The sequence below is a fragment of the Adlercreutzia sp. genome, from assembly GCF_056795635.1.
Window position 1 is genome coordinate 135,527 of record NZ_JBQIIT010000003.1, and the last position, 13,627, is coordinate 149,153.

The following is a 13,627-nucleotide window of genomic DNA, read 5'->3' on the forward strand; positions in this document are numbered from 1 at the left end:
CCAGATCAAAAGGCTCTTTTGAAGTGCCCCCCCCCCCGTCCTCAAACAACGTAGATCGCTGCGAGAATAGAGTTTGGGTACAGTAACACTTAGTAAAGAATTGTAGAACTTCGCCCGTTGTTGTCAAAGGGGTAACGGCTTGCTAACGGTCATGTTGCCAATTTGTTACTTTAACGGCTTCATCTGGCCTTTTGATGAGTGTAAAACTAAACGTTGAGTCAGTTTTCATCTTTGCACACAAAAAGGGAGCCCGCCGAAGCGGGCTCCCCGAATGGGACCGTGAATAGGGAACGGTTCCGCGACTATGGAACGCTTACTGAGCCTGGCCGGCCCCGTCGGCGGCACCGGCATCAGCACCCTGGTCGCCAGCGGCAGCGTCCTGCTCGCCGGCCGCATCGGTCTGATCGCCAGTGGCAGGAGCGTCGGCGCCCTCGGCGGAACCCTCAGCGGCACCGTCGCTCGTCGCGTCGCCCTCGGCAGCACCCTGATCGCCCTCGGCGGCAGCCTGATCGTCGGCAGCCGCGGCATCGGCGCCCTCAGTGCCCTCGCCGTCGGCGGCCGGAGCCTGCTCGTCGGCCTGGTCCTGAGCGGTGGGATCGGAGGTATCGCCCTCGGGGGTCGCCTGGTCGGCAGCGGCCTGCTCCTCGTAGGGGGTCAGGTCGATGGCGTAGGGCAGGCCCTCGGGCATCGGGTTGATCTCGATCTGGGCGTTGTTGCGGTACTCCTCGAACCAGGTAGCGAAGTTCTGGCTCGTGTTGGCCTCCTGCATGTAGCTCAGCGTGTCGAGGAACTCGGCCGGCAGCTGATCGGTGGAGGTGATGCCGCCCTCGGGCACGGTGAAGACATCGGTGCACTTGATGATGTGATAGCCGTACTCGCTCTTCACGGGAGCAGCCACGATCTGGTCCTTCTCAAGACCGTCCAGGGCCTCCTGGTACTCGGTCACGAAACCGGTGCCGAGCTTGTCCCAATTCACGTCGCCGCCCTGGGCAGCGCTACCGGAATCCTGGGAATACTGGGCGGCGGCGTCCTCGAAGGAGATGTCGCCGTTGTTGATCTGATCCAGCAGCTCCTGAGCGCGGGCCAGCAGGGCCTCGTCGGTCTCATCGCCCTCGGCGGTGAGCAGGATGTGGCTGGAGCGCTTCGCACCGTTCAGCTGATCGGCCATGGACTGGGCCTGGGCGAGCAGGGCATCGTCGCCCTCGCCGTCACCCTCGCCCTCAGCGGCAGCCACGGCATCGGCCAGCTTGGTCTGGAGCAGATTCGGGCGGATCACCTCGTTGATGTAATCCTCCTCGGTCATCTGGCTCGCCTCAAGAGCCTCATTGAAGGCCTCGTCGCTCTCGAACATGCTCTTGGTCTGGCTCAGGGCCTCGTCGATATCGGCCTGCTCCACGGTCACATTGTACTCAGTGGCAGCCTGATCGTAGAGATCCTGGTTGATGTAGTAGTCGATGACTTCCTGGCGCACGGTCTCGGGAGTATAGCCGTTGGCCACCATCCACTTGCCCCACTCCTCATCGGACTCCAGGCCGCTATCGGTGCGGAACTGCGCGACGTAGTCGGTCACGGTCTGCTCCATAATCTCCTGGCCGTTCACCGTAGCAGCCACGGCACCACCGATGCCGCCGCCACCGCAGCCGACCAGACCTGCGCCCAGGGCCACGGTCAGCACCATGGCGCCGGCACCCTTCAGAGCAGAGCTCTTCATAAACGAGGTGAATTTCATGAATCCCTCAACCTTTCATTCGCTGCCCAGCCCGTATGCCGGGCATCTCTGCCGCGCGGCTCACGCCGACGCGCTCTTTCTCATCCCACAGCGCACGGCCCTCCCAACCGGGCCCTGTGTTCCGCCGGAAAAGGCAGTTGAGATAGTATTCCCCACTGTGGTCAGGGCGTTATTATTTCAATCCTGCTGACGGGGCGAAAGCGAATCACGAATACCGCACACCCCGGAAACGAAACCCACACACACCTGAAAGCAACCTGAAAGGTTTCCTTAAAAGTGAACTTCACCAGCCAAAACACGTGGTTGCTCATAGCCCTGCGGGCTGTTCGCCCCTCGCGGAGTTCGATCCCCTGCGCGATATACGAAAACGAGCGCCTACCGAAGTAGACGCTCGACAAGTCTTGGTGGAGCCTAGGGGGATCGAACCCCTGACCTCATGGCTGCCAGCCATGCGCTCTCCCAGCTGAGCTAAGGCCCCGTAAAAGTGCGAGGAATATAATAGCACAACGGGTCGGGGGCGCAAGTATTTTTTTGAAAAAATTTCGCGCCCCCGAAAATTGGCCCGAAATGCGCCTGCCCCGCCGCACCCCGCTGGCGGCTATTCCGCAGCCTCGGCCTTCTCGGCAGCCTCGGCAGCGGCCTTCTCCACCTGCTCGATGATGCCGTCCAGCGCGCCTTCCACGTCGTAGGCCTCCACGCGACCCTCGTCCACCAGACGGGCGAAGTTCGGGTCCATGGGCAGAGTGGCCACGGCGGGGATGGCGTACTTCTCGGCCACGGCCGCGCCCTGGGGCTCGCCGAAGATGTGGTGCTCCTTGCCGCAGTCGTCGCACTTGAAGTAGGCCATGTTCTCCACGAGACCCACCACGGGCACCTCCAGGGAGCGGGCCAAGTTCACGGCCTTGCCCACGATCATGGCCACCAGCTCCTGGGGAGCCGACACGGTGACGATGCCGTCCACGGGCAGCGACTGGAACACGGTGAGGAACACGTCCGAGGTTCCCGGAGGCATGTCCACGAACATGTAGTCCACATCGCCCCAGTTCACTTCCTGCCAGAACTGCTTGATGGCGCCGGAGACCACCGGGCCGCGCCAGGCCACGGGCATGTCGCCCTCGGGCAGCATGAGGTTCACGGACATGAGCTTGATGCCGCTGGCGGAGGCGGCGGGGTTGATGCCGTCGGCGTCCCCAGTCAGGCGGGCATCCACGCCGAAGGACTTCGGGATGGAGGGGCCGGTGATGTCGGCGTCCAGGATGGCCACCTTGTAGCCGCGCTTGTTCATCTCAGAGGCCAGCAGGCTCGTGACGAGGGACTTCCCCACGCCGCCCTTGCCGGACACCACGCCCACCACGTGCTTGATGTTGGAGCGCTTGTTGGCCTCCAGGGTAGAGGGGCCGGACGCGGCCGTGCGGTCTCCGCAGCCGGACACGCCGCAGCTGGAGCACTCGTGGGAGCATTCTTCTGCCATGATTCCTTCTTTCTCTCTTCTCAGGCGGTTGCATTATTCGCAACCAAGATAGCTCGTGGGGCATCATAGCACAAACCCCGAGGGTGCGCAGGGCATCCTCGGGGTTCGCGAAGGGACCAACGGAGCGGCGCTACCGGGGCAGTCTTACCGGGTAACGTTGTCCTGTTAAGCCGCCCCACCTTTGCACGGGGACAGGGTTACCCGGTAAGACTGCCCCGGGGTTCGCCCAGGGCAATCCCTAGAAGTCCTCCGGCATGTCCTTGCCGTCGCCGGAGGCGTAGAAGGTGGCCTCGCCGGCCAGGTCGCGCACGGATTTCCCCTCGTGGAAGGGCAACGCCAAGAACTCGGCGATGGTGGGCACGAGCGGGCTGCAATCGACGTAGTGGCCCTTCTCGTTGAACTGGTTGGTGTCCTGCGCGCGCCAGTACTGGTCGTTCACGTCGGTGAGGTAGTACAGGCCGTCGGCCACTTCCATGTACAGGGAGTGGTTCGTGTGCAGGTAGGTGGGCAGCTCGTCGAAGGTGATGTCTAGGGCCTCAACGTCTTTCTTTCCCATGGGTGCTCCTGTTCTCGCGCGGATGGATGCCGCTGATTCTACTCCTCGGCGGCCTCGGCATCGGCGGCGTTTTCCACTTCCACGATTTCCTTCCCATCGCCCGACGGGTAGAAGGTGGCCTCGGCGAAGACGGCCTTGATGGTGTGGCCCTCGTCGTTGTAGGGCAGCTCCAGAAACTCGCCGATAGTGGGCACCAGCGGGCTGCAATCCAGGTAATGGCCCTTCTCGTTGAAACGCTCGGTGTCCTGAACGCGCCAGTAGCGGTCGTTCACGTCGGTGAGATAGTACAGCCCGGTGGGCGTCTCCATGTACACGGAGTGGTTGGCGTGCAGGTAGGTGGGCATATCCTCATATGCGATGTCGAGCGCCTCGTCGATTTTCTTACCCATGGGACGTCCTCTCTCGAGCGGATTCGCGCGGGGGCGCCGCCCATCGACGGTACTCCCCGCCTGGTGAGACCATCATAGCAGGGACGCTGCGTCAACGAGGGCGCGCGGCCGATAATCTATAAGCGTTTTGCTTCGAATTTGCAGAGGCCGCGGGCAAGGGCGGATCGGAGGGGGTCGGTTGGTTCGGGGGCCGGCTGGTTCGGCTATCTCCTCCTTTTGTGCAGCAAACTCCAGTAAATAGACACCCCTTCCCCGTTTTCAAGAAAAACGGGCGGAAATTGAGGCGAATTACGATAAAAAGACGGGTTCGCGACCTCTTTTGCACAGGGACATGTCTACTTACTGGAGTTTGTTGCACAAAAACGGCTATTATCGTTGCGAGAACGAACGCTCCCAAAAAACAGGAGGCCCCATGCGCATCGGCATCATCTCGGACACCCACGGCTCCTTGAGCCCGGCGGCCTACGCGGCCCTGGCGGACTGCGACCACATCATCCACGCCGGCGACATCGGCGGCCCGGCCATTCTGCGAGAGCTGGAAACCCTGGCGCCCGTGACCGCCGTGCTCGGCAACAACGACTTCGCGGAATACGGCAGCGCCGTGGACCATTTCGCCCGGCCCGTGATCGGGGGCGTGAAGTTCCTCGTGGGCCACAAGCCCGGCGACGTGCGCGTGAACTGCGGGGGTGCCTCGCGGGGCCTCGGCCCCGGCGACCCCATTCCCGACGTTATCGTGCACGGCCACACCCATGTGCCGGAGCTGATCGTGGGACCCGAGGCGCGGCCGGCGGCTATATATATGTGTCCCGGCGCGGTGTTCCGCCCCCGCAGCGACTTTGGCCGCACCATCGCGAAGATGGACGTGGAAGACGGTCGCGTGTTGCACGCGTGGGTCGAGAACCTCGACGGCAAAGTGCTGCTGGAGGTGTAGCGGCGCTATACCCCGAGACCAGCGGCGAGGTGCGTCATGTAGAAGACGAAGCGCATGACGAAGATGCCCGCGAGGGCGAGCGTCGCCCCGGCTATCAGCAATGCCAGACGTCGGCGGGAGTTGCGGGCACGCACCCCGCAGAAGGCCGCGACCTCGCCGGCGAGACCCAGTACGGCGAAGGCGGCAACGCACGCCGGAAGCGACGGCACGAGCTGGGCCACCGAGGCCAACTCGTTGGCCAGGAGCTCCAACTGGCCGGCCAGCACCCCGTAGACGACCCCGTTGGCCACCAGGGCCCCGCTGCCACCGTGCACAAGAGCGCACCCGGCAACGGCAGGCGCCCGGCAGCCGCGAAGCCCACCAGGGCAATAAGCGGGCCGCCCACCAGGGCGTTCAGCATGAGGGCCACGGGCACGAGGGGCAGGCTCCAGGTGATGATGGTATCCACGTCGTAGGCGAAGGCCACGGCCGTCACGAAGGCGACGATGGCGCCGTCGATGACGGCCAGCAGCACCCGCTGCAGGCCCGTGCGCGGATGCTCGGCGAAGGAGTACAGCCAGAACACCCCCGCCAGGGCCAGGAAGATGACGGCGCAGAACACCTCGTGGACAGCGGCGAGCGGCCCACGCCGGTGAACACATAGAGGGCGTTGGACGGGTTCCCCAGATGGGTGGCCGAGGCGATGAGCCCCACCATGGCGATGACCAGGGGCAGAAACGTCAGCTGGTTGAGGCGGCGGGCCTCCTCCCCCGTGGCGCGGCCCGTCAGCACGGGCAGGCTCGTGAGCAGGTAGGCCACCGCCCCCGACGGGGCCAGAGTGGTGAAGAGCACCAGGGTGATCTCGCTTAGGGCAATGGCGAAGCCGTCCATGGAACGCCGGTCCCCCTAGCGGTAGAAGCGCGGCAGCTCGACCGTCAGGCCGCGCTCCCGCTGAATGCCGGCCAGGGTGAGGCGCGCCAGGCGGGCAAGGCCGGCGTAGAAGGGCTGCTCAGCGGCCTCTTCCAGAGCTTCCAGATAGTGGGGCGCCCAGGTAAGCAGGTGGTCGCGCAGGTAGTCGTCCACCAGCTCGGGCCGCTCGGCGGCGAGGAAGGACAAAAGGGCCAGCATGAGGCCGATGTGATCCTCGGGGGTGCGCTCGTCGGTCAGGCGCTCCACGCCCACGGCGCGCATCCACGCCCGCAGGGCCAGGGTGCTCTCGCCGAAGACGACACACTCGCGATCGGTGTACACCGAGCCCCAGGGCGGCGCGGGCAGATGCCCCGGCCCCACGAACAGGCGGCGGTATTCCCACACCACGTCATCGTGGTCGGCGCCGGCGGCCAGGCCCTCCTTCATGGCGGCCAGGGCCTCCTCAGCCTCGGCAACCTCGTCGCCAACGAAGGGCCACTCCGCAGCAGCGGCGGCCACGTCCAGCTCGGCCAGGGCGGCGAAGGCATCGGCGGCATCGCCGGTGCGGGGGTCGTTCAGGAAGAACGGCGCCAGGCTCGCCCCCGCGAAAACGATGGCGTCCATGGGTTCTGTGGGTTCGGTCATGGCTTCCCTCTCTCTTGTGCTTGCCCGCGGCCCCGGCCACTCCGGCCGGGCTCGGGCCCCTTGTCTCGGCGGCACCGCGCCCCTTCCCCGGGCAGAGCACGACGCCCCTTTCCCTACACGATCTCGTGGCCGTTCTGCACGCGGCCCTCGGCGCGGATGCGGTCGAAGTCGGTCTCGGCGCAGGCGGGCAGGGTGATGGCCAGATGCGGCGCGGTGACCGTCGTCGGCGCGCTGCCACGTTCCGCCGCCGTACTCGTACACCTGGCGGAAGGCGATGGAGGACGGCAGGTCGTGGAAGTCCTTGCAGGCGAGCACGCAGGTCTTGCACCCGGTGCACCGCCGGCCGTTGAAGTGGAACCCGTACTGCACCGCGCCCTCCTTCCATTCTCCTCCCTGAAACCACCCCTTCCATTCTACCCCACCCAGGTGCGCCCAAGGAAGTCAGCGAGGCTCCGACAGGTGCCTGGATCTGTGCTGAACCGCGGCCGAGCGTACTGGGTACGTGAGGGCAAGCGGTGAAGCGCAGAGGCAGGTGCCTGTCGGAGCCTCAGCGTCGGCCGGTTCGTTCGTCCCGCCAGGACGAACGGAACCCAAGTACCTACATAATCTCCAGCGTGCAGTGACGGCTCGTGAGTGTGTTGATGCAGCCGCCCTTGTCCACCCGGTCGCCGTCCATGTCGGCGTCGTGCCACATGCCCTGGGGGATGGCCCCCACGCCGGGCATGATGCGGTCGGTCACCTTCGCCTCGATGAGGATCTCGCCGTGGTCGTTGAACACGCGGACCAAGTCGCCGGTCTCGATGTTGCGCGCGGCAGCATCGAGCGGGTTGATCCAGATGTTGTGGCGATGGGCGTCCTGGATGATCTGGTTGTTGGCATAGCTGGAATGGGTGTGGGCCTTGGTGTGGTAGCCGGTGAACTGCATCGGGTACTCGTCGGTGTTGGCATCGGGGCCGTCGAAGCCGGGCACGTAGACCGGGATCGGGTAGATGACGTCGCCCTCGGGCAGCTCCCAGGTGGCGGCGTACTTGGCGGAATCGGTCATGACCACGTCGTAGCAGACGATGAACTCGCAGAGGCTGTCGTCGCGCAGGATGTCGGTGGTGAAGTTGATGTCGCCATTCTGGTTGGCCGGCATGTTGTTGCCGTAGTTGATCATCATCTTGATGGGGGCGGGCAGCGCATCGGCGCCCTGGATGCCGGCATTCAGGGCCGTGAGCTTCGTGCCGTCCTTGATGGCCTCGGGCCACAGGTAGTTCGGGAACTTAGCCGTGATGGGGTTGTCGCCCGTGGGCAGCGAGTTCAGACTGAAGCCGCCGTTGCCCTCGCGCAGGCCGGAGTTCGTGGAGGGCAGGCCCACCTGACCCACGAGCTGGGGCAGAAGGGCGATGGCGCGGGCCGCGGTCTCGCCGTTGGTGCGGCGCTGCGGCCCAACGTGGCCTCGCTCGGTTACGGGCTGTTCCTCGCCATCAACGCCGCGAGCGTCTGGGGCGGCGTGTTCCCCTTCCTGCCCCCGGCCTTCCAAACCCCCGATGTGATGCTGTGGTTCTTCGGAGCCGAATCGCTCACCTTCGCGGCCACCTTCCTGGCGAGCACCCGCGCACCTACCGCCACGTGCTGTCCACCATTTGGCGGCCGGCCCTGGCCCTGGTGACCATGGCGGCGGTGCGGGAGTTCTACGGCCTGTCGGCCCGCGAGGCCGAGGTGGCCGAGCTCATCGCCCGCGGCCATACCGTGGCCCACATCGCCGAGCCGCTCTTCGTGTCCGAGAACACCGTGCGCACCCATTCCAAGCACATCTACGTGAAGCTGGACATCCACAAGCGCCAGGAGCTCATCGCCCTCGTCGAGAGCTTCGAGCCCGAGGGACGCTAGCCGACCTTCCGCTGGCTTGCCCCCACAGAGAATCGTGCCTCGAAAAACCGGTGCCCCGACGGAGGGTCGGGGCACCGTTGGGAGGGCTTGCTTGGTGCGGGCGTGCCGGCGGGGCAGCCTTAGGCTTTCTCGGCGGCTGCGGCGACGGCGATGTCGTCGGGCTCTTCGGTCAGGGCCGCGTCCACGGTGATGACGAAGTTGGGCTTGGTGCCGGAGTTCTCGTCGGACACGATGTCGGCTGCGTGGGCGCTCTGCAGTGCGTCCATCTCGTCGAGGGCCAGGTTCGCACCGGGGCAGGCGGCCACGCAGGCGGGCAGCTCGCCGCGCTGGCGGCGGTCGTAGCAGCCGTCGCACTTGAAGGTGGTACTCGTCGCCTCATCATAGCTGGGAGCGCCATAGGGGCAGGCCGAGATGCAGGTCTTGCAGCCGATGCACACGGTGTGATCCTGCATGACCGTGCCGTCTTCCAGCTTGCTGTAGGCGCCCACGGGGCAGTTCTCCACGCAGGCCGGCTCCTCGCAGTGGTTGCAGGCCATGGAGAGGAAGGCGAAGGCCGCCGGGTCGTCCTGGCGAATCTCGGTCACGGTGCGCAGCAGCACGCCGGGGCCCAGCTGCTTCTCGCTCTTGCAGGCGATGGAGCAGGTCTTGCAGCCGTAGCAGTTCTTGTTGTTCATCCAAAATCCGATGGCCATGGCTTTACGCCTCCTTCTTCACGTCGACGAGGGTCTGGTTGCAGCAGTGGGTGCCGCCGAGGGTCTTCCACTTGTCGTTGGTCACGTAGCTGGACGAGCCGCCCTGCTGCTCCCACCAACCGTTCTGCAGGCCGATCACGCCGGGCTTCAGCAGCTTGTTCACCCGCGCGATGCCCCGGTGCTCGCCGCGATCGTTGAACACCACCACGGCGTCCCCGTCGGCAATGCCGCGGGCAGCCGCGTCGTCGGCGTGCATGAGGATGTGCGGCTCGGTGTCGCAGATCTCGTCCATCCACGGCAGGGCATGGAAGGTGGAGTGCACGCCGCGATAGGTCTTCTGCTGCACGGCGAACAACGGGTACTTGCCCGCCAGCTCGTTGTCGTTGCGAGCGTCCTCCTCGGAGCGGGCGTAGGTGACGATGGGATCGAAGCCCTCTTCCTTCCACGCGGCCACCCAGAACTCGGCCTTCTTGGAGGGGGTGAGGAACTCGCCGTCCTTATAGGGGATGTAGTCGGGGCCCACCACGTCGATGGCCTTCTTCTCCTTCAGCTCCTCCAGGGTGACGCCCGTCGGCTCGATGACGTTGCTGATGAGGGTGTCCATGGGCACGTCGAAGGCGTCGCCGAAGCCGTAGCGCTTCGCGAGCTCGGTGAAGATCTCCAGGTCGGACTTGCACTGGCCGGGGCCGTCCACGGCCTTCTCCACCAGCTGCACCCAGTGGGAGCGGGCATTGGCCAGCACGCCCTCCATCTCGAACATGCCGGTGCAGGGCAGCACCAGGTCGGAGTAGAGGGCCGTCGAGGTGAGGTAGTGCTCCACGGTGACCACGAAGGGGATGGCCTCCAGGGCCGCCTTCACCATATTGGTGTTGGGCCACTGGGTCATGGGGCTGCCGGTCATGGACCACAGCACGTTCACCTTCAGCGGATCCTGGGCCAGCACCGCCTCGCCGAACTTGAAGCGGGGAATGGCGGGGACCTTGTGGTCAAGCTCGGGCACGGGAATGGGGGCGCCGGTCTTCACCTCGTTCATGCCGCCGGCGTCGGACACGCCGTCGCCGATGTGCCCCACCTGGCCGCAGAAGGCCGCCAGGTACGCGCCGATGGCCGTGGCGTAGGTGCCGTTCTCGGTGCGCATGAACCCGCCCATGTTCTGCACGATCATGGCGTGCTCGGCGGCCGCGTACTCGCGGGCGATGCGCTGGATGTCGGCCGCGGGCACGCCGCACTCCGTCTCGGCCGCCTCGGCGGTCCAGGGCGCGGCGTTGGCGTAGATGAGCTCGAACTCGGTGCTGTACTGCTCGGCCTGGGGCGTGCCCTCCAGGGTGAGGGCGGCCGTGATGTTGGGGGCGTCGTGGCGCACCACGGTGCCGGTGGCCGCATCAAGCACCATGAACGAGGCCGGATCGTCTTCCGCTTCAAGCACCGGCGTGCCCGTGGCCTTGTCCACGAGGCAGGGAGCGCAGGTGTGGGCCAGCAGGAACTCCTCATCGTAGAGCTTCTCGTCCACGATGGTCTTCAGCATGGCCAGCCCCAGGGCCGCGTCCGTCCCGGGCCACGGGGCGATCCAGTCGGTGGCCTTGGCGGCCGATTCGGTGTAGATGGGGTCGATGACCACGAGCTTGCCGCCGTTCTCCACCACCTTCTCGAAGCGCTGGAAGTAGCCCTGCTTGGAAATGGCCGGATTGTTGCCCCAGATCACGCAGTAGGTGGAGTTCTCGATCTGATTGCGGCAATCGAGGAAGCGCTGGCCGTAGATGGGCACGATGGACGCCGTGGTGCCCGCACAGCAGAGGCTGCCCACCGTGGTGGAGGCGCCGCCGAGATGGGCGAAGAAGGCGTTGGCCACCGGGCCGTGCATGGCCCCGAAGTTGCCGGAGCCGGTCACGTAGCAGATGGATTCCACGCCGTCGGCGGCGATGGCCTCGTCGAACTTCTGCTGGATAAGGTCAAAGGCCTCGTCCCAGGTGATCTCCTTGAACTTCCCCGAGCCCTTGTCGCCGTCGCGCAGCAGCGGCACCGTCAGGCGCTCCGGGTCGTTGGTCATGTAGGCGCGGGCGATGCCGCGGGCGCAGGCGGCGCAGTCGTTCAGCTCGGAGGACTCCACCTTCACCAGCTTGCCATCCACCACATAGCCCTTGAGGTTGTGGTGCTGGCACTCCGGCGGGCAGGTGGAATAGAAGATCTCCGCGCCCTCGTAGGGATCCTCGCCCGTCGCGGGCAGCCCCTCCTCGTCGGCGGGCGCGTCGTCGGTGGCCGCCGGGGCGCACCCGGCCAGGCCCGCAGCGGCGGCCGTGGCGGCTGCGGCCCCCACGAAGGCGCGACGGGTGAGCGTGGCGTCTGCGGCGCGTTCGCTGTTCTTCGTCATAGAACTCTCCTCCCTCAGATAGGATTTCCTCGCGGCGCTGTGCCGACAGCCCCTTCGCCGTCCGTCGCACCGATTGCGGTGCACGTCGCGGAAGGGCGCCGTCTGCGGGAATGCGGCCCTCCTCGACCGAGACCCCAGCGCACAGGCCCATTGTGCCGCTGCCGGGGGCCGGCCGCAATGGTCGGGAAGGGAACTTTTCATTAAGAATTCGGGACAAATATTAAAAAAGAATTACCTTCCCCATCAGCTATTCCCGCACCCCTTCCCATCGGGCATAATAGGGTGGTTGGCAAGGAGGGGATCCATGGCGCGACACCCGTCGGAACGCTCGTTCCGCTTCGGCATACGCTTCAAAATCGCCGTATCCATCGGCGTTATCATGGTTGCGCTCATGGGCATCGATATCCTGTGGAACCTGTCGCTGCAAAACGCCCAGGCCGAGAACGAGGCCCGGGAGAAGGCCGAGGTCCTGGCCGCCGAGATGCGGGCCGCCTGGGACTTCGTCGACAGGAACCAGAACGTCATCAACCGCGCCGAGGACGGCAGCTTCCGCACGAAGCACCTCGTGTGCGTGGTGGCGGCGAAGTCCATCTCCATGCTGTTCACCACGGAAACCGACTACTCCATCCGCTTCACCAACGACACGCCCCGCCAGGCGGCCAACGCCCCGGACGCCTTCGAGCAGGAGGCCCTGGCCGCCTTCAACGCCGACCCGGAGCTGAAGGCCTACTGGCGCGTCATGGCCGGCGCCGACGGCGAGCGGGTGTTCCGCTATCTCGAACCCCTGTACGTGACCGAATCGTGCCTGGAATGCCACGGCGAGCCGGTCGGCGAGCCGGACCAGTACGGCTATTCGAAAGAGGGCATGGCCGTGGGGCAGGTGGGCGGCGCCATGTCCATCACCGAGCCCATGGACATTTACGCCGACGGCATCCAGAACAGCATGGTGCAGCAGGTGGTCATGGTGCTGTTCATGATGGTGGCCGCCTTCGCCGGGCTCTACTTCGTCACGAGCCGGCTGGTGCTGCAACCCATCGACGCCCTGCGCACGGCGGCGAAATCGGTCGGCGAGGGCGACTTCGACTACACGCTCGCGGTGCCCGACCCCTGCGCCAGGCCCCGCGACGAGATTACCGAGCTCACGGGCGACTTCGACCGCATGGCCCGCGACCTGGAGGCGCTCTATGCCGATCTGGAAGGCCAGGTGCGATCGAAGACCGACGATCTCATGGTGTTGAACGACCTGCTCAACTACCAGAAACGGGAACTGAAGGCGGCACTCGACCGCCTCGGCGAGGAGGTGGCCTACAAGAACGAGTTCTTCGCCATTGTGAGCCACGAGCTGCGCACGCCGCTCACGAGCATTTTGGCCTACGCCCGCATCCTGAACGGCGACGAGAGCCTGGCGCCCAAGACCCGCGAGGCCGTGGCCGAGATAGAGTCGAACGCCACCCTGCTGCTGAACATGGTGAACAACATCCTCGTCATTTCCAAACATGCCGCCCAGAAGGACGAGCTTTTGCCCGAGCCCGTGGACTTCGTGGACTTGGCCCAGTTCGTGCGCAAGGCTCTGGCCCCCATCGCCGCGGCTAAGGACGTGCGGCTCACCTGCTCGGTGGCCCCCGACGTGCCCCTGGCCATGGCCGACTGGGAGAAGCTGCGCCGCGTGCTGGAGAACCTCGTGGACAATGCCATCAAATACACCCACCGCGGCGGCTTCGTCGACCTGGCCATCACGTTTAAGCCCGCAGATGGCGAAGCCGGCGAGGGCGGTGCGGGAGACGGCGCGAGGGGCGGCGAGATCGTGATGCGCGTGAGCGACGACGGCATGGGCATTGCCGCCGAGGACCTGGATCAGATATTCGAGCTGTACAAGCAAGCGGGCCAGTCGGCCAACCGCCGCTACCGGGGCACGGGGCTCGGGCTCGCCGTGGTGCGGGACCTAACCGAGCTGCACGGAGGCACCGTTGCCGTGGAGAGCCGCGTGAAGGAGGGCAGCACCTTCACCGTGCGCATTCCCCATATACCCGTGGCGGAGGCCGGGGATGAAGAGGATGCGTAGGCACGCGAGATGCAGGGGCAA

At 65.6% G+C, this 13,627-nt stretch carries 11 protein-coding genes, 1 tRNA gene and 2 pseudogenes; 3 read left to right on the top strand and 11 right to left on the bottom strand.

From position 1 onward, the window contains the following. Positions 1-313: 313 nt before the first annotated feature. The 5 genes from ACTOXK_RS02750 to ACTOXK_RS02770 all read right to left on the bottom strand — a co-directional run bounded on the left by ACTOXK_RS02750 (position 314) and on the right by ACTOXK_RS02770 (position 4,145). Positions 314-1,729, bottom strand: coding sequence for a peptidylprolyl isomerase (locus tag ACTOXK_RS02750; protein ID WP_482277109.1), 1,416 nt, complete (start codon positions 1,727-1,729; stop codon positions 314-316). A gap of 402 nt (positions 1,730-2,131) precedes the next feature. Further along, positions 2,132-2,207: transfer RNA gene (locus tag ACTOXK_RS02755), tRNA-Ala, on the bottom strand. A 120-nt stretch (positions 2,208-2,327) separates the two neighbouring features. After that, entirely contained in the window at positions 2,328-3,200 is an 873-nt protein-coding gene (locus ACTOXK_RS02760; RefSeq protein WP_482277108.1) for a P-loop NTPase, read from the bottom strand. A 238-nt stretch (positions 3,201-3,438) separates the two neighbouring features. After that, complete coding sequence (locus ACTOXK_RS02765; RefSeq protein ID WP_482277107.1) at positions 3,439-3,756, bottom strand: CDP-alcohol phosphatidyltransferase; 318 nt, start codon at positions 3,754-3,756, stop codon at positions 3,439-3,441. A 38-nt stretch (positions 3,757-3,794) separates the two neighbouring features. After that, a complete protein-coding gene (locus ACTOXK_RS02770; RefSeq protein ID WP_482277106.1) occupies positions 3,795-4,145 on the bottom strand; it encodes a CDP-alcohol phosphatidyltransferase in 351 nt (116 codons plus the stop codon). Positions 4,146-4,557: 412 nt separating this feature from the next. Between ACTOXK_RS02770 and ACTOXK_RS02775 the strand changes: the two genes are divergently transcribed. Further along, positions 4,558-5,076, top strand: a complete 519-nt coding sequence (locus ACTOXK_RS02775; RefSeq protein WP_482277105.1) for a metallophosphoesterase family protein — start codon at positions 4,558-4,560, stop codon at positions 5,074-5,076. Between the two features lie 5 nt (positions 5,077-5,081). Here ACTOXK_RS02775 and ACTOXK_RS02780 read toward each other — a convergent pair whose 3' ends face one another. The 4 genes and pseudogenes from ACTOXK_RS02780 to ACTOXK_RS02795 all read right to left on the bottom strand — a co-directional run bounded on the left by ACTOXK_RS02780 (position 5,082) and on the right by ACTOXK_RS02795 (position 8,134). Beyond that, complete coding sequence (locus tag ACTOXK_RS02780) at positions 5,082-5,390, bottom strand: hypothetical protein (RefSeq protein ID WP_482277120.1); 309 nt, start codon at positions 5,388-5,390, stop codon at positions 5,082-5,084. Positions 5,391-5,497: 107 nt separating this feature from the next. After that, positions 5,498-5,946 (bottom strand): annotated as a pseudogene (locus tag ACTOXK_RS02785) (dimethyl sulfoxide reductase anchor subunit family protein); the annotation flags it as partial. A gap of 15 nt (positions 5,947-5,961) precedes the next feature. Next, entirely contained in the window at positions 5,962-6,609 is a 648-nt protein-coding gene (gene dmsD, locus ACTOXK_RS02790) for a Tat proofreading chaperone DmsD (RefSeq protein WP_482277104.1), read from the bottom strand. A 598-nt stretch (positions 6,610-7,207) separates the two neighbouring features. Then, positions 7,208-8,134, bottom strand: coding sequence for a molybdopterin dinucleotide binding domain-containing protein (locus ACTOXK_RS02795; RefSeq protein WP_482279222.1), 927 nt, complete (start codon positions 8,132-8,134; stop codon positions 7,208-7,210). A 146-nt stretch (positions 8,135-8,280) separates the two neighbouring features. Here ACTOXK_RS02795 and ACTOXK_RS02800 point away from each other — a divergent pair. Then, a pseudogene (locus ACTOXK_RS02800) lies at positions 8,281-8,484 on the top strand (helix-turn-helix domain-containing protein); the annotation flags it as partial. A gap of 119 nt (positions 8,485-8,603) precedes the next feature. Here the strand turns inward: ACTOXK_RS02800 and ACTOXK_RS02805 are convergent. Together ACTOXK_RS02805 and ACTOXK_RS02810 are read right to left on the bottom strand one after the other, a co-directional pair. Beyond that, complete coding sequence (locus tag ACTOXK_RS02805) at positions 8,604-9,176, bottom strand: 4Fe-4S dicluster domain-containing protein (RefSeq protein WP_482277101.1); 573 nt, start codon at positions 9,174-9,176, stop codon at positions 8,604-8,606. A 4-nt stretch (positions 9,177-9,180) separates the two neighbouring features. Then, the gene (locus tag ACTOXK_RS02810) at positions 9,181-11,544 is read right to left on the bottom strand and encodes a molybdopterin-containing oxidoreductase family protein (RefSeq protein WP_482277100.1); all 2,364 of its coding nucleotides are present in this window, start codon (positions 11,542-11,544) and stop codon (positions 9,181-9,183) included. 304 nt (positions 11,545-11,848) lie between these two features. Between ACTOXK_RS02810 and ACTOXK_RS02815 the strand changes: the two genes are divergently transcribed. Further along, a complete protein-coding gene (locus ACTOXK_RS02815) occupies positions 11,849-13,606 on the top strand; it encodes an ATP-binding protein (protein WP_482277099.1) in 1,758 nt (585 codons plus the stop codon). Positions 13,607-13,627: the final 21 nt, after the last annotated feature.